Origin of the sequence: Haliscomenobacter sp. (genome assembly GCF_033763495.1) — a bacterium.
Classification (GTDB): Bacteria; Bacteroidota; Bacteroidia; order Chitinophagales; family Saprospiraceae; genus Haliscomenobacter.
Genome location: NZ_JANRKL010000173.1, coordinates 1 through 21,662, shown reverse-complemented (window position 1 = coordinate 21,662; position 21,662 = coordinate 1). Strand labels below are relative to the sequence as shown.

The 21,662-nt window shown below is 46.3% G+C and carries 18 protein-coding genes; 7 read left to right on the top strand and 11 right to left on the bottom strand.

Features of this window, described 5'->3' with window-relative positions:
• On the bottom strand, positions 1–119 hold a 119-nt coding region (locus SFV55_RS18605), incomplete at its 3' end, for a hypothetical protein (RefSeq protein ID WP_320031042.1).
• A 194-nt stretch (positions 120–313) separates the two neighbouring features.
• On the opposite strand from SFV55_RS18605, the gene SFV55_RS18600 reads away from it, so the two are divergent.
• The 5 genes from SFV55_RS18600 (at position 314) to SFV55_RS18580 (ending at position 6,647) form a co-directional block, all read left to right on the top strand.
• Positions 314–1,894, top strand: coding sequence for a fibronectin type III domain-containing protein (locus SFV55_RS18600; RefSeq protein ID WP_320031041.1), 1,581 nt, complete (start codon positions 314–316; stop codon positions 1,892–1,894).
• Positions 1,895–2,570: 676 nt separating this feature from the next.
• Entirely contained in the window at positions 2,571–3,167 is a 597-nt protein-coding gene (gene cysC / locus SFV55_RS18595) for an adenylyl-sulfate kinase (protein ID WP_320031040.1), read from the top strand.
• A gap of 84 nt (positions 3,168–3,251) precedes the next feature.
• On the top strand, positions 3,252–4,160 hold the full coding sequence (cysD, locus tag SFV55_RS18590) for a sulfate adenylyltransferase subunit CysD (protein ID WP_320031039.1): 909 nt from the start codon (positions 3,252–3,254) through the stop codon (positions 4,158–4,160).
• A 127-nt stretch (positions 4,161–4,287) separates the two neighbouring features.
• Entirely contained in the window at positions 4,288–5,544 is a 1,257-nt protein-coding gene (gene cysN, locus SFV55_RS18585) for a sulfate adenylyltransferase subunit CysN (RefSeq protein WP_320031038.1), read from the top strand.
• A gap of 191 nt (positions 5,545–5,735) precedes the next feature.
• Positions 5,736–6,647, top strand: a complete 912-nt coding sequence (locus SFV55_RS18580; protein WP_413776722.1) for a pseudouridine-5'-phosphate glycosidase — start codon at positions 5,736–5,738, stop codon at positions 6,645–6,647.
• Between the two features lie 76 nt (positions 6,648–6,723).
• On the opposite strand, the gene SFV55_RS18575 is transcribed toward SFV55_RS18580, so the two are convergent.
• The 4 genes from SFV55_RS18575 to SFV55_RS18560 form a co-directional block, all read right to left on the bottom strand.
• Entirely contained in the window at positions 6,724–7,722 is a 999-nt protein-coding gene (locus SFV55_RS18575; protein ID WP_320031036.1) for an META domain-containing protein, read from the bottom strand.
• A gap of 51 nt (positions 7,723–7,773) precedes the next feature.
• Positions 7,774–8,706 carry a universal stress protein gene (locus SFV55_RS18570; protein WP_320031035.1) on the bottom strand — a complete coding sequence of 311 codons (933 nt, stop codon included), beginning with the start codon at positions 8,704–8,706 and terminating at the stop codon, positions 7,774–7,776.
• A gap of 191 nt (positions 8,707–8,897) precedes the next feature.
• Positions 8,898–9,797: a TraB/GumN family protein gene (locus SFV55_RS18565; protein WP_320031034.1), complete on the bottom strand. Its 900-nt coding sequence runs from the start codon at positions 9,795–9,797 to the stop codon at positions 8,898–8,900.
• Entirely contained in the window at positions 9,798–10,724 is a 927-nt protein-coding gene (locus SFV55_RS18560) for a DUF3137 domain-containing protein (RefSeq protein ID WP_320031033.1), read from the bottom strand.
• A gap of 112 nt (positions 10,725–10,836) precedes the next feature.
• Here SFV55_RS18560 and SFV55_RS18555 point away from each other — a divergent pair, with 112 nt between their 5' ends.
• Positions 10,837–12,756, top strand: a complete 1,920-nt coding sequence (locus tag SFV55_RS18555) for a serine hydrolase domain-containing protein (RefSeq protein WP_320031032.1) — start codon at positions 10,837–10,839, stop codon at positions 12,754–12,756.
• A gap of 98 nt (positions 12,757–12,854) precedes the next feature.
• On the opposite strand, the gene SFV55_RS18550 is transcribed toward SFV55_RS18555, so the two are convergent.
• Together SFV55_RS18550 and SFV55_RS18545 are read right to left on the bottom strand one after the other, a co-directional pair.
• On the bottom strand, positions 12,855–14,351 hold the full coding sequence (locus tag SFV55_RS18550; protein ID WP_320031031.1) for a hypothetical protein: 1,497 nt from the start codon (positions 14,349–14,351) through the stop codon (positions 12,855–12,857).
• A gap of 122 nt (positions 14,352–14,473) precedes the next feature.
• Positions 14,474–15,928 (bottom strand): hypothetical protein, encoded by a 1,455-nt coding sequence (locus tag SFV55_RS18545; protein ID WP_320031030.1) that lies wholly within the window; start codon positions 15,926–15,928, stop codon positions 14,474–14,476.
• A 177-nt stretch (positions 15,929–16,105) separates the two neighbouring features.
• Between SFV55_RS18545 and proS the strand changes: the two genes are divergently transcribed.
• The gene (gene proS, locus SFV55_RS18540) at positions 16,106–17,575 is read left to right on the top strand and encodes a proline--tRNA ligase (RefSeq protein WP_320031029.1); all 1,470 of its coding nucleotides are present in this window, start codon (positions 16,106–16,108) and stop codon (positions 17,573–17,575) included.
• A gap of 97 nt (positions 17,576–17,672) precedes the next feature.
• On the opposite strand, the gene SFV55_RS18535 is transcribed toward proS, so the two are convergent.
• The 4 genes from SFV55_RS18535 to SFV55_RS18520 all read right to left on the bottom strand — a co-directional run.
• Complete coding sequence (locus SFV55_RS18535) at positions 17,673–18,722, bottom strand: aminoglycoside phosphotransferase family protein (protein ID WP_320031028.1); 1,050 nt, start codon at positions 18,720–18,722, stop codon at positions 17,673–17,675.
• 117 nt (positions 18,723–18,839) lie between these two features.
• Positions 18,840–19,757, bottom strand: coding sequence for a nucleotidyltransferase (locus tag SFV55_RS18530; protein WP_320031027.1), 918 nt, complete (start codon positions 19,755–19,757; stop codon positions 18,840–18,842).
• 69 nt (positions 19,758–19,826) lie between these two features.
• Positions 19,827–20,282, bottom strand: coding sequence for a thioredoxin-dependent thiol peroxidase (gene bcp, locus SFV55_RS18525; protein ID WP_320031026.1), 456 nt, complete (start codon positions 20,280–20,282; stop codon positions 19,827–19,829).
• Positions 20,283–20,372: 90 nt separating this feature from the next.
• Positions 20,373–21,662 (bottom strand): M23 family metallopeptidase (locus SFV55_RS18520; RefSeq protein ID WP_320031025.1); only part of this gene is annotated, 1,290 nt, incomplete at its 5' end.

Genomic DNA, 21,662 nt, shown 5'->3' with positions numbered 1-21,662 from the left:
GTGCCCATTGCATCCAGCACAGCCTGGCTGGTGAAGTTTTCGGAGGCAATTAGCTCAATGCCTTTCCGCTGGCGATCCAACTCATCATGAATCAGATCAAAAATTACCGTATCCTTCATGGTTATTGGCGGTTGTGATTGTTGGAAAACGCACTGGAATCAGAGCTGGTCGGATTTTCCCCAAAACGCATCCAAAAATCAAATTCCATATAAATTGAATGCAAGAAATTGTCGCTTTGAATATTCAGCGGCAAAAGTACAATATCTTCGCTTTTGATTGCGATGAAATGTAGTGCAGATTTAAATTATTGTTTATGACCCGATTGGTAGTTTGTATTTGTATCCTGGTAAGTGCTATTTCCCTGAAGGCTAAAGCCCTGCGTTTTCGTGCCATGTGGCGCGACGATCCCGCTACTTCAATGGTCATTGGCTGGGATCAGGTAAGTGGTAGTTCCCCAATGATTTATTATGACGAAGTGGACAATGGCCTAAAAGCTGATGCTTATCGAATCAAGCGTAAAGCAGATCAGGTCAAAGTGGCGCGCGGCCTCAACAACCATTTTGCCCGACTCACTGGCCTTAAGCCCAATACCCTTTATTATTTTCTGATAAAAGATAGTGAAGGATTAAGTCGGCGATACTCCTTCCGCACTGCTCCGAATGTACCAAACGAGCGCCTGGCCATCATCTCGGGTGGTGATTCACGCAACAATCGTGAGGCACGCATCAATGCCAATACGATGGTGGCCAAAATTCGCCCCACTTTTGTCCTGTTTAATGGCGACATGACTGCTACCGATACTGGCCCTGAATGGGCACTCTGGCTCGACGATTGGCAATATACCATTGGTAGTGATGGGCGAATTTTTCCTGTTGTGGTGGCTAGGGGCAATCATGAATTGGACAATCGTAGCCTTCAGGAGGTTTTTGACATCCCATATCCCGAAGCTTATTACGCCCTGGGCTTTGGAGGAAATCTCCTGCGCCTGCTGACCCTCAATTCCATGGCTGCCAGTGGGGGAGATCAAAAAAACTGGTTGGAGCGAGAGTTAACGGGTGCCAAGGGCTTCATTTGGCGTTTTGCCCAGTACCATCATGCGATGCGCCCCCATACCACCGGGAAACCTGAAAGAGATGATTTGGTACAAAACTGGGCCCCTCTGTTTTTGTATCATCAGGTTCAGTTGGCCATGGAATCTGACTCGCACGTTGCCAAATGGACTTACCCCATTCGGGTATCACGGGAACCTGGCAGTGCTGAAAATTTCATTCGGGACGATGAACGAGGTACCGTTTATATCGGGGAGGGTTGCTGGGGAGCCCCCTTGCGCTCCAGCGACGACAATAAAAAATGGACCCGCAATAGTGGAAGTTTCAATCATTTCAACCTGATTTATGTAGATCAGGAAAAAGTAGAAGTAAGGACGGTAATTACCGATCAGTTTCAGAGCGTGCAAGAAAGTAAAAGCCCTTTTGTGTTGCCCGTAGGTATCAAACTTTGGGAGCCCAGCAATGGAAATGTTTTGACCATTTTGAACAAAAAGGCTACTGTATTGCAAAACACCACGGGTAATCGTCCTGTTTTGCCAACCCTTAGCCCGACTGAAGCCGCTGAGTCGGCAACCAATGACAAAGAGTGGGCAAAACTAGCTACCTGCAGTGTTGACCCATTTAGCAATGAAGTTGTTATTCCTTTTACCTTGCCCAAAGCTGGAGAAGCACAAATCTGTGTGTACAACACCCTCAAAAAAGAAGTAACCAAACAAGTTTTTACCAACCTGCCCACAGGAAAAAACACCAAAAAACTCAATTTGAATCAACTAAATGCTGGCCGTTACCTGATAGTTGTGCGTTCAGGAGGCCAATCCGTAGTATTTTATCAGTTTGTTCGCTAGTGCTTTTCGTAACGTTTTCTGCTTTATTTAAAAAAAACAACTACTGATAATCAATTAAATATGAGTTTAATTGCATTTTTTTTCATATTTTTTAAAGTTACAAATGAAGCTTTTTTTTTAAGCGGAAAAATCATCATGTGTTGCACCTTTGTATCAAGAGGAAAACAGCATTAAAAATTCTTGTGAAGCCCGCACTATGCAAACACAGTCTACTAATCGAAGCCATCAACGGTTCCTCGTAAGGGTGATTACCGTTGACACGACAGTCATTTGATTGTCCAAAGGGGGTCTTTGTGACCAAACACAACCGGTCTTTCACAAAAAGAGTTTTTGAGCAGGCCAATTTGATGAGATTTTGATTTATAATATTTTGGTGTGTTTCTAATTTCAAGCGGTTGAAAGTACGCCGGGGCTATTCCCCGGCTCACTTATTTCTCGCTTTTTATCTAATTCTCTACATCTCCAATCTACTTTAACGAAAATTTTCCAGCCTTTTTTACAATCCCACAGCACAGCCATTGTGTATAACTACCACAAAATCCACAACTTAACAGTCTACTTTGCAAGAATAAATGAATGAATGTCAATATGTTATCGCAAAAAAATGTAAAAATTTTGCACAGAGTATATTATCTTCGCGCCGTTATTTACCCAAACGAATAGAAAATAATAGTCCTTGGCAGAGCATATTCATCCAATTTTTGATCAACTGCTCCAGCGCTCGGAGCGGGAAGAACACCTGCAACAACGTAGCAAAGTACTTTGGCTTACTGGATTGTCGGGTTCTGGTAAAAGTACGGTGGCTAAGTACCTAGAAAGGGCCCTTTTTGCGGAAGGATATCTCCCTCAAGTACTGGACGGTGACAATATCCGTTTTGGCATCAACAGCAATCTGAGTTTTAGCCCTGAAGACCGCCTGGAAAATATTCGGCGTATCGCCGAAATTTCCAAACTCTACCTCCACAGCGGCATCATTTGTATCAATTCATTTATTAGCCCTACCCGGGAAATGCGCGACCTGGCCCGCAGTATTGTTGGTTCGGAAGATTTCATTGAAATATACATCAATGCTCCCATTGAGGTTTGTGAAGCCCGCGATGTAAAAGGTTTATACCAAAAGGCCCGCGCGGGCCTCATCAAAGGATTTACAGGTATTGATGATCCTTACGAAGCCCCCGAAAACCCTGAACTCGAAATTCGCACCGATCAGATGAGCATTGAAGAATCAGTGCGGCGAATTGTTGAGTATTTGCGACCATTAGTGACTTATTAGTTGTGCTTCGGCTACGCTCAGTGGCCAGCTCAGTGATCGGTTGCTGAGCGTAGCCGAAGCACAACTCCTCAACTCAAATAAAATATGGACTTTAACTACAACCTGAATCACCTCAAAGAACTGGAAGCAGAGTCGATTTTTGTTCGTCGCGAGGTGGCAGCTCAGTTTGAAAATCCAGTGTTGTTGTTTTCGGGAGGAAAAGATTCTATCCTGGTGACTTATCTGGCGATGAAGGCCTTTTACCCGGCGCGAATCCCTTTTCCTTTGTTGCACATCGACACTGGACACAACTTCCAGGAAACCATCGATTACCGGGATCAACTGGTTGAAAGAATTGGCGCGCGCCTCATTGTTGGCTCGGTACAAGATGCCATTGACCAAGGTAAGGTGGTCGAGGAAAAAGGCTATAACGCCAGCCGCAACTTTTTGCAAACTGCCGTTTTGCTGGAATCACTGGAAAATGGCAAGTACGATGCAGCCATCGGTGGCGCCCGTCGGGATGAAGAAAAAGCACGAGCCAAAGAGCGTTTTTTCTCCCACCGCGACGAATTTGGACAATGGGATCCCAAAAACCAGCGTCCGGAGTTGTGGAATTTGTTCAACGGGAAAAAACAGATTGGCGAGCATTTTCGGGTTTTCCCCATCTCCAACTGGACCGAATTGGATGTATGGCAATACCTTTCGATGGAGGGGGTAGAGCTGCCAAGTATCTATTTCGCCCATGAGCGCGAGGTATTTGAGCGCGATGGTTCACTATTGGCGGCTTCTGAATTCATTCAACGCCGCCCAACGGAGATTCCTTTTACAACCACGGTGCGTTTCCGTACCATTGGCGACATCACTTGTACCGGGGCCGTGCGTTCCCATGCCAGCAATCTTGACGAAGTAATTGACGAAATTGCCGCTTCCCGCGTCACCGAACGAGGCACCCGTGCCGATGACAAACGTTCGGAAACCGCCATGGAAGACCGCAAAAAACAAGGCTACTTTTAAGTAAAAGTTGAAAAGTTGAGAAGTTGAAAAGTTGAGGCTACCGCGAGCGAACCGGACATAGTCAAGTCAAATGCGGCAACCTCAACTTCTAAACTCCTCAACTTCTAAACTCCTCAACTCTATATATATGGATTTCAAACACTCCGAATTGCTGCGCTTCACCACAGCTGGCAATGTAGATGATGGAAAAAGTACGCTCATCGGGCGTTTGTTATACGACTCGAAGTCAATTTTTGAGGATCAGCTAGAAGCAGTCCAAAAAGCCAGCGAACGCCGGGGAGAAGGTGAGGTAAACCTTGCCCTGCTGACCGACGGGTTAAAAGCTGAACGCGAGCAAGGCATTACCATTGATGTGGCTTACCGGTATTTTTCTACTCCCAAGCGCAAGTTCATCATTGCCGATACTCCCGGGCATACGCAGTATACCCGCAACATGGTCACTGGGGCTTCTACCGCCAATGTGGCCCTGATCCTGGTGGATGCACGGACGGGCGTAGTGGAACAAACCCGTCGCCACTCCTTCATCGCTTCGTTGCTGCAGATTCCTCACCTGGTGGTGTGCATCAACAAGATGGACCTCGTGGATTACAGCGAAGAGGTGTACAACAAGATCAAGGAAGAATTTGAAAAGTTTTCGTACAAATTAGACGTGAAGGATGTACACTTCATTCCAATTTCGGCATTGAAGGGCGACAACATCGTTGAGCGTTCTCAAAATATGCCCTGGTATGGTGGCTCTACGCTGCTGTATTATCTGGAAAATGTACACATAGGTAGCGATCACAACTTTATTGATGCCCGATTCCCGGTGCAGTTTGTGATTCGCCCCAACAATGACGAATTCCACGATTACCGTGGTTACGCCGGGCGGGTGGCTGCTGGCATTTTGAAAAAAGGTGATGAAGTGACTTTGTTGCCTTCGGGATTTACCACCAAAATTGCCAAAATCGACTCCCATGCGGGCGAAGTTGCCGAAGCTTTCCCCCCCATGTCGGTGACGGTACTTTTGGAAGATGATTACGACCTGAGTCGGGGCGATATGATTGTGCGCACACACAACCAACCCACGGTTGGCCAGGATTTGGAAGTGATGGTTTGTTGGTTCAACGAACGCCCACTCCAGCTCAATGGCAAATACGCCATTTTACATACTACCCAACAGGCGCGCTGCGTGGTCAAAGATATTCGTTACCGACTGGATGTCAATAGCCTGCACCGTGATGTGGAGGACAAGAACATTCGTATGAACGACATAGCCCGCATCGTTTTGCGCACTACTAAACCATTGTTTTTCGACCCATACCGCCGCAACCGGAATACAGGTAGCATCATTTTGGTGGATGAAGGGACAAACGAAACGGTAGCTGCCGGGATGATCATTTGATCGGCTAAGGAAGTCAATTTGCTGATGTGCACATAAGTGAATATTATTAATGTTGCTCCATTTGCACATTAGTAGTGGGACTAACAGGAGTCATCAGATAATTCGGGATGACTCTTGTTTTTATCGCCCCTTAAAGCATGTTTAGACTTAGTTTGGAATATTGTTACTTTTGTTGCCAAACTAGTGCACTGATTATGATTCCGTACCTCGATCTGTCGCCTGAAGTCTCTTCTGCTATCCGCTCCAAACAGCCCGTGGTTGCCCTGGAGAGCACCATTATCTCGCACGGAATGCCTTACCCGCGCAATGTAGAAACGGCATTAAAAGTGGAGGAAGTAGTACGCAAACACGGGGCTATTCCTGCTACCATTGCCGTGATCAATGGCAGGATGAAAGCTGGCCTGAACAAACAAGAAATCAACAACCTGGGTAAAATGGGTACTGATGTCCTGAAAGTCAGCCGCCGGGATTTACCTGTGGTCATTGCCCAGGGTTACAACGGCGCCACTACCGTAGCCGCAACCATGATTATTGCTGATTTAGCAGGCATTACGATCTTTGCCACCGGAGGTATCGGTGGGGTGCACCGGGGCGCATCCGAAAGTATGGATGTATCTGCCGACTTACAAGAACTGGCCCGAACCAATGTTGCAGTGGTGTGTGCAGGCGCTAAATCCATTCTCGACCTGGGCCTCACCCTCGAATACCTAGAAACCCAGGGGGTGCCTGTGCTCGGCTACCGCACCCAGGAATTCCCAGCTTTTTATACCCGCAACAGTGGCTTTAAGGTAGACCAATCCCTGGAAACAGCCAAAGAGCTGGCCAATATCCTGACCATCAAATGGCAGTTGGGCATGAAAGGGGGAGCAGTTATTGCCAATCCCATCCCTGAAAAGTTTCAGCTGGAATACGCCCCGATGGAGCAGGCCATTCAACAGGCGTTAAACCTGGCGCAGAAAAAAAACATCAAAGGCAAAGAAATTACTCCCTTTTTGTTGGCAAGCATCGAAGAAATTACCGGAGGCAAAAGCCTCGATGCAAATATTGAACTGGTACTGAACAATGCTAAACTGGCGGCAAAAATTGCGAAGCATTTGCGCTGATTAACCCTTTACTTTGTGTCCTCTCTTTTTCCCTTTGTGCCATTTTAATTTGGGATGGCTGACACTTGCATTTCCATTAGTTCAAATTCGCCATCGGATAATCCTCAGGCTTCAACTTCGTCCCCAAAGAAGGTTGAAAGGAGCCATCCGCTGCCTGTACAAACACCCGCAGTACATCTTGGGCTATCCCGCCTTGTGGCGCACTGATTTGGCGTACAATCACCTCAATTTTTCCGTCGTTGTTCAGGTCTTTAAGCCAGGCATCTTGCTGGATGTTGATGGAAGGGTCATTACTAGCTAGCGCAAGTGGCATTTCCAGCATCAATTTTCCCCCTTTTAACCGATATAAGGAAATGGAATTGGAGCCTACATAACCCGGTACCCGTAGGATGTATAAATCGCCCAATTTGCCTATAGCATAAGCCCCTAGCCGATAGGCTTGTTGAAATGCTGAGGCGCTGGTTGGGTCAAACAGGTTGTACATATTGAACTCAACCGTTTCGCCTATAAATGGATATGCATCAATATTGGTTCCCTTCAAAATGCTGAACAGGTGCATCTGGTTAGGTCCCAGATTAGGAAACAAACTGAGCAATTCACCCATTTCTGCCGTTTCCTGGTTTTGGATTTCTGCAATGCTGGCAATGGTTTTCTTTTCGAAATGCAATTTGATGCCATTCTTGCAATTGATGATCAGCAGTTCACCTGCCACCTCACACTCATTAGCCTGTTTGATCGCGCTCATAAAGCGGGCATCCCAATTTTGATTCTCGCAGAATTTTTCGGTAGCCACCACATCACCAACTGCAATCTTGCCATCGTCGAAGGTATAAGGTGCCGAGTAGGAATTACAAGTAGCATTCCCGGTCAACTTGCCCTCCAAAAAGGCAAGATTAATTTTTAACCCGGGAGGAATGGTTTCTTTTTTGCCAGACTGTTCGATCATGTAAAATTCCCAGTCCGTTCCATCCAAGTCAACCTGGGTAATTGCAGCTTTGGATTTTTCGTTTTTACAAGCTACACTTGAAAAAATCAGCATCAACAAACCAAGCGTGTACAAAAATATAGGGCGCATAGCGTCAATTTTTGACACAAATGTAGAACTTAAGACGGAAACCCCCAAACGCTATTTAACCACCAGAGTTGGAATGTTTTGGTTCAACATCAGGAGTTTTTCAGTAACGCTACCCAAAAGCAAAAGCTCTACTTTGGAGTGTCCTTTGGCTCCCAACACGATTAAATCCGCATGTTTATCCTCGCAGTACTGGAGCAGATAAGCACCAACATTGCCATAACCTTGTTCGATCATGTCAATTTCAATTGCCTCATTTTTGGCACAGGTGTCGATAAAGTCCTGAAAAGCAGCTCTGCGGTCATCTTCCATCACCACTTTGAGGGCTTCGTAAGAATTTCGCACTTTGTATGCGAAAACCGCTGGCAACTCAAATACATTTACACAAATGATTTTAGCTTTTTGACTGAGTTGTTTGTTGATCGCAATAGCTGCTTCCACGGCACGTACAGAGTGGGGGGAAAAATCGACGGGGACTACAATGGTTTTGAGTTGTGCCTTACTTTGTTCAGGCACTATGAGGGAGTTGCCGGTGGATTTTCGGACCAAATTCCGTGCCAGAATGCCGTGATTTCCGGTTCCCGAGCGTTGGCCTACTACCAGCAAATCAGCACCGGAAAGCCGAGCTTCCAACAATACTTCTTCCAGAGGATTTCCTTGTCGGGTGGAAAAATGCACTTTGGGGCCCTCGTTTTCATCAAGGTATTTAAATACTTCTTGTTGCATGTTCTTTTGCGCCTCATCCTGGTGCTGAAAATTGTCAAACAGTTTTTTCATGTTTTGACTGAGATCGGTAACATACAAATCTACTTTGGGCAGTACATGCACAAAAGTGAGCGCTTTGAGAGGCAATACTTTCGCCATGAATTGCAAATAACGCAATACACTTTCATCCGCTTTGCCCATTTCCAAAGCGGCCAGCAAATAATTCAGTTCAAAAGAGCTACTTGCTGATTGTACACTTTTTTCGGCGGTGGTAGTAGACATGGCTGCTTGTTTTAAGGAACCTGAACTGGTTTCAAGCTCCAAATTACCCGCAGAAAAAAAATCGGGCATTGAGTGATGTCAAACTTTAGCCTGATTTTTCTCAGGTCTGCACACCAAAATAGGAGAAAGATTGATCAGTTTAAGATTTAGCTAGAAAATCTGGCGTGGTAGAGGTGAACGGCCGTGCACCTCTACTTGACCGGTTCCACAGTATATCCGGCAGCCCGCAGTAGTGCAATCACCCCTTGAGCTCCGCCCAAATGCCCGGCACCTACCGCAAAAAAAGTAGCTTTATCCTGCATCATTTTTTCCATAACGGGTATCCATTTGCGGTTGCGATTGACCAGCAGGAGGTCGTTGTAGTTGTTAGTGGTATCATCTTCCCCCATCATGTCTTGCATGGATTGGATGTCCTGTTTTTTGTACAATTCAACCAATTGATCAAATTGTGTATCGCTGGCATCTGCACCAGATTTAATGCTCTCCAGCAACATTTGGGCTTGAGCCCGATAGGGGATACTGTCGAACATACTCATTTGAAATGCTGCTGTTTCGAGGCCTTCTACTGGTTTTTTTTGGGCCTGTGCCATCTCCAAAAACTCCATTTCATAAGACACAATGTCTTCTTTTTCACCTCCATTACCCATCATGGCTTGGGGGTCCAGGGCTGAAAGGAACATGGGTTTGATGCGGTTCAAAAGCATCATCGGCAAACCGATTTTATCAAAATGGGCTTTAACCAGATCGTATTCCTCCTTGCTGAACAAGTCCTGCAGGGTAGTATCGTTTTTCATAAACGATTGCATCAGCAGAGGTAAAAGCGACATAATGTCACTCATTTCTTCCATGTCGATTTCAAACGCTACCTGCTTGGAGCGGTCAAAAGACTTTTTGGTTCCCTCCGTTAGAAAAAAATCCTTTTTGCCAATCATGTGAATGGTGCCGTACAAAAAGGAAGCCTGATTCAAACCTTTTCCTTTGATCTCCCAAATCAGGGATTTTTCCTGAGGAATCAGTTCCGCATTTTTTTGGGCATACCCTGACTGGATCAAGCCCAAAACCAAAACAACAGCGGTGAATATTTTTTTCATTTAATGCGTTTTATCAAAATCTTCAACAATTGCCAATAGAAGCGACACATCCTCCAAAAAACTGCGGATCAACTCAAAACTGAGATTAGAGCGAAAAATATAGGGCTCCATCACGTTGCGTGGTTCAGTGACCGCCAGAAAAATGTGTTTACCCAAAAATGAAAAATACAATTCTTTTCCTGTAGCCTGACAGTAGGCCACAATGGCTTCCTGCATGGGTTCGGAAAGAATACCTGCTACATGGGTGTTGAGCGAGGCATAAGTCACAAACATTTCCTGGAAGGGTTCATACAGGATTTCATCATCCATATTGTGGGCGTTCAACCAGGTGAATTCTTTAATTGAACGCAAAAAGTAATGCTTTAAATGCCTGGGCCAACAAGCCACCTGACCATAAGTCTCCTCCGGAAAAATGGCGTGTAAAAAAATACCTTTAAAGACGTTTTGTAAGCCAGTGCCAATGGTGGCATTTTCCTCCACCAACAATTCACACATTTCAAAATCCATTTCGCCCACTCGTCCTTCGATAAAATCCTCTCCTTCAAAAACAACTGGGGCACAGGCAAAAAGTTTACTTGCAAAAAAAGTGCCTTTGTCCAAGGATTTCTCCGGTTCGTAGGTCAACTGGCCAATATTGGGCTCTTCCTGCAAAAAGTTGAGCACCAGTTTCATCACGTGAGGTTTGAAGGTTTGCAAAAATTTGCGGATGCGATAGCTCAAAAAAATCAGGTAAAACACAATGGGGATGGCCAATACCAAGGTAAATAGCAAAATGTTGACATAAAATTCAAACAACACTACTGCGAACAGCAAGATGCCCGAAAAAATCAACAAACGCAAGAGTCGAACCCGTTTGCGCTCCATGCGCATGAGTTCGGGATGTATGGTATGATTGTAATAAATCCGAAATTTATCGAGCTGCCGCATACAAATTCTTAAACAAGCTCCAAGATACCAAAGCTAATTAAAAAGCCACAACTTCTCAAGCCATCTACTTCTCAAGTCTTTTGTACTTTTGCTTCAAAAACCCAAACGAACAATGCAGTATCTTCATTATTTCCCTAAAATCACCTTCCTGTTTTGTTGGATTGTGCTGAGCGCTTTCCAAAGCCATGCCCAGATACGGCTATTTGGCAAAGACAGCACCTTATTCTTTCGCCTCGATACAGTCATTGAACAACAACGTAGTGAACAAGAGATCATCGGTATGGCGGTCACAGTGGTAAAAGACGAAAAAATCATTTACAATAAAGGGTTTGGTTACGCCGATTGGGAAAACCTCAAGCCAGTTACAAGCGAATCTGTTTTTCGCTGGGCCTCTATGTCCAAGTCTCTAACGGCTTTACTGGCATTTAAGCTCCAGGAAGAAAAATTGGTAGACCTGGAAAGTTCAGTCTCTACCTACTTGCCGGAGTACCCTTATCCCATGGTCAAACTCAAGTACTTATTACAAAACCGCAGTGGCCTGGGGCATTACACCGAAATGACCCGTTTGTTTCCAAGCTGGAGCAAGCGACTATTGAGTTATCCTTCTCGTGACACTTTCAATGCCAAAGCAACCGTCGATATTTTCAGGGAAGCACCACTGGATTTTCAGCCTGGGGAACAATTTTTATACTCTACTTTTGGGTTTATCCTTGCCGGTGCCACTTTGGATCAAATTGGCCGCAACAGCCTGGGCCTTGGGTACCTGGGCTTGGTCAACGAATTGATTCGCAAGCCCTTTGGAATGACCACCCTGGAGCCTGATTACATCTTCAACAACAACCCCAACGAAGTTTCCGGTTATTACCTGGATGGTGATTGTGATATTCAAACCCGCAAAGATGACGATGTGAGCTGGAAATTGTCGGGCGGTGGGTTCCAATCTACCATTGGTGATCTGGGTAATTACATTGTGGCTTTGATGCAGCGCAAATTGTTGAAAAAAGAAAGTTATGAACGCTTATGGAGCAAACAACCCGATGCGGACTATGCTTATGGCTTTGATGTACGTGGAGAAGGTAAGGACCTCAGGGTAGGCCATGCTGGCAGTCAAAACAAAACCCGGACGATCTTTATCATGTATCCGGAAAAAAAGATTGGAGTAGGGGTTATGTGCAATTCCGAATGGGCCGAACCCGAACTCATTGCCCTGAAAGTGCTCAAAGAAATGGGCATTGAGCCTGAGGAGGAAAAAGAATACGTACGCAATTGCAATACAAGAAACAAGTCGAATTATCGCTACCTCGGCATTTGGCAAGAAGGCCAAAAACAACAAATGGTGCGGAAAGGGTATGGCTCCCGCCAGTTTCAAGCCGAAGTCAAACACCTCAGCAAATATGGTTACAACCTGGTAGATGCTGATGCTTACCTCGACAAAAAAAATGTACGCCGTTGGGATGCCATTTTCCAGCAGCATGCCCCAAACTCACAATTCATTGCCCATCAAAATCTCGACAGCTTTCAGCTAAAAGTCAATACTTTTGCCAAAACAGGTTGGCATCTGATTGACCTCGAAACCTACATCTCCAACAATCAACGCTTATGGGCAGGTGTGGTGACCCAAAACGAAAATAAAGCAACCCTGGTAACCGAACTGGAAGCCGAAGCTTTTCAAAAAAAATACGAAGACCTGAATCGCAAAAACCTGCGCTTGATTGATTTTAAAACCTACTGGACTGGTCAAAAACGCCTTTGGGCGGGTGTATTTACCCCAGGATACGATAGCCACGCCTTTTTTCGCTCCCTTTCACAAGAAGCCTTTTTAGCTAAAAATGCGGAATTGAATAAGCAAGGTTTGCAGTTAGCCGACATCGAAATTTATACCCTGAATGGACGAGAATACTGGTCAGGAGTGTGGCGACAAGAAAAGGAACTTTTTGAAATTCTGAGGGATACCAATTATTGTACCCAGGAACGCAAGGGCAAGGCTGCTGCCAAAAAGGGGCTGGAGTTGGTGGATTGGGAGAGGTATTGAGAAAGTTTAGGCTACCGCAAGCGACTAGACAAGGACACGTCTAAGTCGCTCGCGGTAGCCTAAACTTTCTCAACTTCTCAACCTTCTCAACAAAAAAATTAAAACTTCACACCCAAGGTAAACACCACATTACCGATTGTATACTTATTCTCCACTTCTTGCAAGGGCGCATTTGTGGTAATATACGGATAATAAGTCTCCGTAATGGTGCTATGCCGATAAGCCATATCCAGGAAAAACTCATCTTTACGATAACCTATTCCAGCACTGATTACTGTACTCCGGGTATCATCATTCTGGAACACGGAAGGCAAAATGCCATAACCAGCCCTGAAACGAAGAGCATCAAAAACCAATTCTCCCCCAATGCGCACATTGGTTACCGGACGGAGTTGGTCACTGATCTTGTCGTTGATTTCATCCTGTGCTTCAGGATACTCGTCGTAGCCAAACTTATTGCGGGCATAATCAACATGTTCCACTTCGGTACTGATAAATCCTCTTTTCCCAATAATCAGGCCTGCTCCCAACATGATCCGCCAGGGCGTGGACTGCGTGTATTCAAAGGTCCCTTCCCGAGTAGCTTCTGTACCTAAGAACGCCCCTTGTTCACGGCGGTCTTCGTAATAATTGTTTTCCAGATTATAGGTGTAATCGTCATTAAAGGCATAAATGGTAGGCGTATGTAAGGCTGCCGACAAGCGAAAAACCTGGTTGGGTTTGATCATTATCCCAATTTTACCATTGATACCCGTACCGGAAGTCGTCAATTGTTCCTGGTATCTCAAGTCGCTAAAATAGGGAACAGCTCCACCTGCCGCAGTACTATCATCCCGCTCCGTGTAAATTTTTTCCACAGAGTAATTGGCCATGGGAACCCCTAATGAGATGCCAAAGGCAAATTTATCGTTGTAGTTTCCAGCAAATGAAAAACTGACCTCCGACAAAGAGCCCCGGCTAAACATGGTTTGGCCCCGACTCAAATTTGCTTTGGGGTTTAAGTCGTAATCCACATCGTAAATGCCATCAGCTGGATCAAAATCATAAATTGAACTGACCTCATTGGCCAATCCCGTTTCAAAACCATCTACTCCTTCTCCACCATTGGCCAGTTCTTGAAAACGTTGGGACAAAGAGCCCTGCGAACGTCCCTGAAAGGTAAAAGCCCGATTGAAATTGGCCAGATGATTGACTGCAATGCCAAAATTGAGGTTGGTCCAATTGGCAGACATAGGGCGTGTAGCAAAAACTACTCCGAAATTATGCAGGTTGAATGCTGTACGTGTATCGGACACGGCTGCATTACCTTTGCCACTCAACAACCTTGAACTGGTATTGGTAGACAAAACAGCCGGGGTTATAGTGTATTCTGAACGCCGAAACATAGCCAATCCGGCTGGGTTGCTTACCAGCGCCGACAGATCTGCCCCGATGGAGCCCATTGTGTTGCCTACCCCTACGTTGCGTGCAGTACCTCCGGCTTCAAATTGGGAATAACGGACTGCATCGCCTACATTTTGGGCAAAAAGCCCAATGCTCATTAGCGAAAAGATCAGACTCGACGCTATTTTGCGGGTTTGCGAATTACATTTCATACATCTCTTTTTTAAAAACGAGGATAAAAAAAGGTGGACACCAGCGAACCCGATCTCCACCTCCATATGATAAGGTGTACCTGAACCAATTCCTAGTGGTTCGTTACTACTTTACGTTTGTATCAATTTTGGCGACCTCCCGAAGAAGAACTCCGACCTCCCGAAGAAGAGGAACCAGAGCTACTTGGGCTTGGGTTGGAACCACCAGCACTTGGGCGACTGCCACCGCCATCAAAACTACGTGGAGCAGCGTTAGAGCCAGAATTGTTGAATCCGCTGGAACGACCAGAGTCATAGCTAGGTCTTGAGTAGCCACTACCACTATTTGAAGGGCTACTGTTCCGAGGGGCACTGTAGGTGTCCGTGCTACGGCTACGCTCATAAGAACGATCTGGAGTGTAAGTCCGCGAACGATCCAAAGAACTATTGTCCGTTGAACGTGGGGCAGTCTCGTATGAACGTGGCCGGCTGTTGTACGGATCCTGCGTAGTGTTGGGGCGCAAGTTCTGACGATCGTCCGTATAAGTGCGGGCACCGTTATTCGTGCTGTTGTCGATCCGACGACCACCGCTGAATGGATCAGCAGTTTCGGGGCGGCGGGTTTCGTTGCTCGGACGGTTGAGGTTCTCCCGGGCATCGCGGTAACGATCCGTCGTATTCGGTGTACCAAGAACTTCGCGGTTGGGATCCGTTGTCACCCTTGGATTGCCATTGCCCGGTACTGTACGGTCACGATCGTAGCTGGGCGCTTCATCCAGTTTGCGGCCACCGCTGTAATCTGGGCGAACCGTTCCGGGATTCGACTTGATGTCGGGACCATTGGTAAACCGAGGTGCACGACCATTGGGATTGTCGAGGCCAGGTTGGGTACCAACGCCGCCACCACCAGTACGTGGGCCGTAATAAACGTTGCGGTTATTGTCGTTGTTCTGGTTGTTGGTGTAATAGTTGATGTTGTTGTAATAGTAGTTGTTGCCCCAGGTAGGAGTATTGAACCAACTATTACCCCAGTAAGGACCACCGTAACCAAAGGAATTCCAATTGTTCCAGCGGTTGAAACTATTCCAGCCAAATCCGAAAGATAAACCTGGGTTGCTCCAACCCCAGAAAGGATCGTAAGCATTCCAGTTATTCCAGGAGTTCCAGCGGTTGAAGCGATTCCAGCCACCGTAGGCCCAACCGTTCCAGCGGTTGAATCGGTTGAAACGATTGAAACTGTAATAACCGAATGGGTCATCGTAAATCAGAACCGTTACACCTGGACGTGCAAATGCATCGTAATAATAGGCATCTACGTAGATGGGGTCAAAATAATTGAACCCAGCGTAAGGCCGGTGAAAACGGCGGATACGGGACGTGTAGTAATAATCGTATTCCTCGTCGTCGTAGTTCTCATCGTAAGTATACTCCTCGGTTTGAGCGGGAGTAGTTTTGGGTTGAACCTGACGACGTTCTGTGTAGGTGCGGTTGTTGTTTCGTTCAGGGTCGTAGTACACGTCGTCGTACTGAGCGAGTGCAGCGGTAGCGCTAACCCCAAAGAGTAACAGCAACATTGAAAGTCTCATCAGCAATTTCATATTTAAAAGTTTTGCTTGCGGAATTATTGATGTCATAGTCACGTTATTTACAACATCGAAATTATTACTTTTGCGCCACACTTGTTGTTAAAATAATGATAAAGTGTAGCTTGCACGGCGTTAAAGTTTATTTTTCGACGCTTTAACAAGTGTTAAGATACAAATTTTTGGCAAAATATGGCAAAAGAGATTACTTCCAGGGCTGAGAATTATTCCGACTGGTACATTGACATCGTAAAAAGAGCCAATCTGGCCGACAATTCAGCCGTTCGTGGCTGTATGGTCATCAAGCCACATGGCTTTGCAATTTGGGAAAACATTCGGGATCAACTGGACAAGATGTTCAAAGAAACCGGACACGTCAACGCTTATTTCCCCTTGTTCATTCCCAAAAGTTTTTTGAGTAAAGAAGCCCAACACGTGGATGGCTTTGCCAAAGAATGTGCTGTGGTTACTCACCACCGATTGATGATGGCACCGGATGGGAGTGGCGTAGTGGTAGACCCTGATGCCAAACTGGAAGAAGAGCTGATTGTACGGCCTACTTCTGAAACGATTATTTGGGATACCTACCGCACCTGGATCAACTCTTATCGCGACCTTCCCTTGCTGATCAACCAATGGGCCAACGTGGTGCGTTGGGAAATGCGGACTCGTTTGTTCTTGCGTACCACTGAATTTCTTTGGCAAGAAGGGCATACCGCACATGCCACCAAACAGGAAGCCGAAGAAGAGACCCTGCGCATTCTGGACATCTACGCCACCTTTGCCGAGGAATACATGGCCATGCCGGTGATTCGGGGCATCAAAACTGCCAACGAACGTTTTGCCGGAGCAGAAGAGACCTACTGCATCGAGGCTTTGATGCAAGATGGTAAGGCCCTGCAAGCAGGTACTTCCCACTTTTTGGGCCAAAATTTTGCCAAGGCTTTTGACGTCAAATTTTCAAATGAAAATAACCAACAGGAGTTTGTTTGGGCTACTTCCTGGGGCGTATCTACCCGTCTGATGGGGGGCCTGATCATGACGCACTCTGACGACGATGGTTTGGTAGTTCCACCCAAGCTTGCGCCAACCCAGGTAGTAATCATCCCGATTCCTAAACCTACGCCTGCCATCGATGAGGTAGCTAAAAATGTTATGGCTGGTTTGAAAGCCAAAGGTATTCGGGTCAAATATGATACTGATCTAAAAACACGCCCAGGCTTTAAGTTTGCAGAGCATGAATTGCATGGCGTTCCGGTTCGTTTGGCTATTGGCGAACGCGATTTGGCCAATGGTCTGATCGAAGTAGCCCGCCGCGATACCAAAGAAAAAATGCAGCAACCCCTGGAAGGCATTGAGCAGTACATTGAAGATTTGTTGGTGGAAATTCAGGCCAACTTGTTCAATCGCGCCAAAGCCATGCGGGATACACTCATCACCAGAGTTGACACCTTTGCAGAATTTGAAGCGGTCATCAACCGTGATATTCCTGGGTTCATTTCGGCCCACTGGGATGGTACAACTGAAACGGAAGAAAAAATCAAAGAATTGACCAAAGCAACCATCCGTTGTATTCCATTGGATGCCGTAGCCGAAGATGGGGCATGTGTCCTGACGGGCAAACCTTCACAGCGGCGGGTATTGTTTGCCAAGGCTTATTGAGGTAAAGTCAGGTCAAGTTATTCTGCGACAAAGGCACTAAGACTTCAAGGAGCTTAGTGCCTTTGTTTCTTTGTGGCTATTCTTTACGAATCGTGGTTTAGCAATACCGCTTCAAAATCGCCTGCAACTCCTCCTCTCGCTTTTGAATAGATTGGTACAAAGCCTGCTGATTCCGTGCCCGAACCAGGTTGTGCTCAACATAACGCACCTTGTAGTACGCATCGCCGCTGAGGTAATCGCCCAGGAAGCGCATCATTTGTTCGAGGATGATCCAAAAAGCACCTTGTAACAGATGGTCCTTTTCAACCGGGCTCAGGGCAGCTTGAATTTTGGGTACAAAACCACTTGCCAAGCCCTCAAACAAAGGCAAGACCACCTCCACTTTCTGCACATCCGCCTCATCTTCCGAAAAAGTAGGCGTCATACTGCGCACCATATCTCCAAAATCCGACAGAATGCTGCCCGCCTGGATGGTATCCCAATCGATCACCGCAATGGCCTCGCCACTATGGGCATCAAAAAGCACATTGGCAATTTTGGGGTCATTGTGTACTACTCGAAGAGGTAAACCAAGGTCGTGGATGTATTGAAAAACCTGTGACTCTTTCTGCACAAAGGCAACCTCGTTGCGTACTTCAGCCAGGCGCCCTGCTACATCCTGTTCCACTGCTTTCTGGAAATGTTGAAAACGGTTCAAACTATCGTGGAAACCGGGCAAGGCGTCTTGTACCATTTCGGGGTCGAGGTCAGCCAGGCCATTTAAAAAAGTGCCCACTGCCGCTGCGCCTTGTTGGGCTTGTTGGGGATTTTCGGCATGTTCAACTGCAATACTCCCTGCCAAATAATCCACCGCCCGCCAACAGTTGCCTTCTTCATCAAATAAATACCCCTGCCCGTCAATGCCAGGGAGCAGGCTGGGCAACTCCAGATTGATGTTTTTGCTGCGCAAATGCGCCAAAACCACCCGATAATTGTGCATGATCCGATCCGGGTAAGGAAAAACGACCGTATTGATGCGTTGCAACACCAATTTTTCACCTTGCACCGAAGTGCCAAGCCAGGTGTCGTTGATGTTGCCGCTGCCGAGTGGCTCGAGTTGAAGGCCCTCCGGAAAACCGAAGTAGTCAAAAATGGTGGAGAGTGGCATGTTGCGATCGATTGGGTAGGTGGAAAGAAGTTGAGGGAGGTTGAGTGCTTCGGCTTCGCTCAGCGCCCTGCACCTCGACTCCGCTCGGTGACCGGGTGCTGAGCGAAGCCGAAGCACTCAACCTCCCTCGACCTCTCCCCATAGTTTTTCTGGATAACGCCCTTCGGCAATAAACTGCTGGAAGGCTCGGGATACCGTGCCTCGATCTTCCTGATAAGTTACGCCGTACCAAAGGTCCTGGCTTGGCAACAAACTAACAGTTAAACCTTGATGGTTCATCATGTTGTTGACCGCAGTGGGAATGTAAAATTCAGCCTTGGGGTTTTCCCAATTGTCTTTTACAAACTGCACAAAATCCTTGCGCAACGATTCAAATATGCTGGGATGGAAACCCCAAAAATTCATGGACACGTAGGTTTCGTCCGGTAAGGCTACTTTTTGTCCGGCTTCTTCATAGCAGATCTGGCCATTTTCTTCCCGGCCGATCTTGGTACGCTCGGTGACGCTCAATAATTTGAAGCTAGCATCTAATTCACAAACTCCGCGGGATACAAAGCCATTTTCGGAGAGGGTATTGGCTAACACATAACCAATCATACAAAAATGTTCTGGCTTACAATCGCTGGTTAAAAATTGCGCCATAGAACGGAAGCCATCTACCCCGTAATAATCATCGGCGTTGATTACAGCGAAAGGTTCTTTGATGGTTTCGTAAGCGACCAAAATGGCGTGGCCAGTTCCCCAGGGTTTTTCCCGATTTGGAAAAACATCCACTCCTTTGATGGCTGTATCGTATTCCTGGTATACAAAGTCGATCTCGGCTACTTCAGCAATTTTATTGCCAATTTTTTCCATAAATGCCGCCTCAATGTCTTTGCGAATCACAAATACCACCTTGCCGAAACCGGCTTGTAAAGCATCATAAATAGAATATTCCAGGAGTATTTCATCGTTAGGACCTACACCATCGATTTGTTTCAGTCCACCGTATCGACTGCCCATGCCCGCAGCTAGTATCAGAAGTGTTGGCTTCATGTGTTTTGTTTTAGCCAACCCGTGAAGGGAAGCGGCTAGGAGAATTGTTGAATGCGGGCAAAATTACATTTATTCCCCTGCTTCTAATATTTGTTGGGCATGGTTTTTAGTGACAACTTTGTCAATTACCCGTTCAATCGCTCCTTTTTCGTCGATGATGAACGTACTGCGCAAGACGCCATCGTAGGTTTTACCATACATTTGTTTTTCACCCCAAGCACCAAAAGCTTTAATTACTTCATTGTCAGTATCAGCAATCAGGGGAAAAGGCAGATTGAATTTTTGGATGAAATTGAGTTGTTTTTTGGTTGAATCCGGGCTAACTCCCAGCAAGGTATAGCCTTTTTCTTTCAACTCAGCATAGGCATCGCGTAGGCTACAGTTTTCAGCCGTACAACTTGGGGTATTGGATGCCGGGTAAATGAACAGGATCAATTTTTTCCCTCGGTAATCCTTCATTGAAACGGTTTCGCCAGTTTGAATCACGGCGGTGAAATCCGGTGCTTGGTCTCCAACTTTTAACATGCGCTCTTTTTTGATGGTTTGATGTAGAGACGCAAGGCCGTTTGTCTCTACAAGCACCAGAACAAAAAAGCCCAGTTTGGGTTCAACCCATCACCGAGTAAAATTTTTCTCCCAAACCCGTTTATTCCCCATCCCATCTGATACTTCCAGGTGGAAAACGTGCGCACCTGCAGTTACCCTCGGTGTAAAGCGATAGGTGATGCGATTGTATTTTTCATCATAATCCATCAACACCCATTGCCCGTCAATTTCAGCGCGGTAAGTCAAGCCAGCCATGCTTCCCGCATGGCCAAAATTGTCGTTGATCCGAAAGGAGATAGCACTCGCTTTGGACAATACTGGTGTAAATCGCTCAGCAGTAATGGTAGGTGGAACTGTGTCAATTTTGATACAAAACTCTCCAAGAGTGCGTACATCCGCTTTAAGGCTTCCATCCGCTTGCCATTTTCCTCCATAATTGGTTACCCGGCCATTGCTGTTGCAGTAGGCAACGAAGGCTTTGTGCCGCAGTGAATCAGGCAACTTGATCGGTTTGAGCGCGATGCTGTAAAAACTGTGCACGGGGGTACGGGTGTTGTGGAGGATATGGACTTTGGAAAAAACGTTGGCTGATCTTTCCGGCACTACACTGTATTGGAGGTAACAATCTTCGTAGAAAATCTTTTCTGGAAAATGGATTTTCACATCACTGGTTTGGATGAGGCTGGGTTGATTGTACGGCAAAAGGTAGTTGTACTGACGGGGGGCAGTTTTCACCAGCGCTGTATCTAATTTGACCCAAAATTGGGTGCGTGTGGTATTGCCCGTTACGTCCTTAACAACGATGTTCACTTTGCGGGTTTGTTTCTCAGCGATGTTGATTTTACCATTTTCCAGTACCTGATTGTACATCGACAAACCATTGCCCGGTAGTAAAAAACAACGATGAAAATACGAATTGCGTGATACCCTTTCTTCGTAATCCACGTGGGCATTGATGTAACGGGTTTCCGAAAAATCGAGTTTTTCCACCGCAAAATGATAAACAGGTTTGTCGTCAACCAGCAGGTCAAGGGTATAAATGCCATTCCAGTTGTTCACCCCATCCATATGGTCGTAGGCTTTGATGGCCAACCCCACTTGTTTACTTTTCACTTTAAGGGTATCTCCGGTTACACCGTATTGTTGGTTGCTGCGGAGCAGGAGCGGAACCCGGCGGGTTTCGGCCAATTGGTTGTTCTCCGCAATTTGGTAAATTTTCAGTTCGTGTACTTTGGGCGGCGTATTGTCTACCACTTGCAAGCCAAAAAGCAGTGGATTGATGGATTTATCGGTAGCCGTTTCCCGAATTTCAAAATGCAGGTGGGGTCCGAAGGAATGCCCGGTATTGCCCATTTTCGC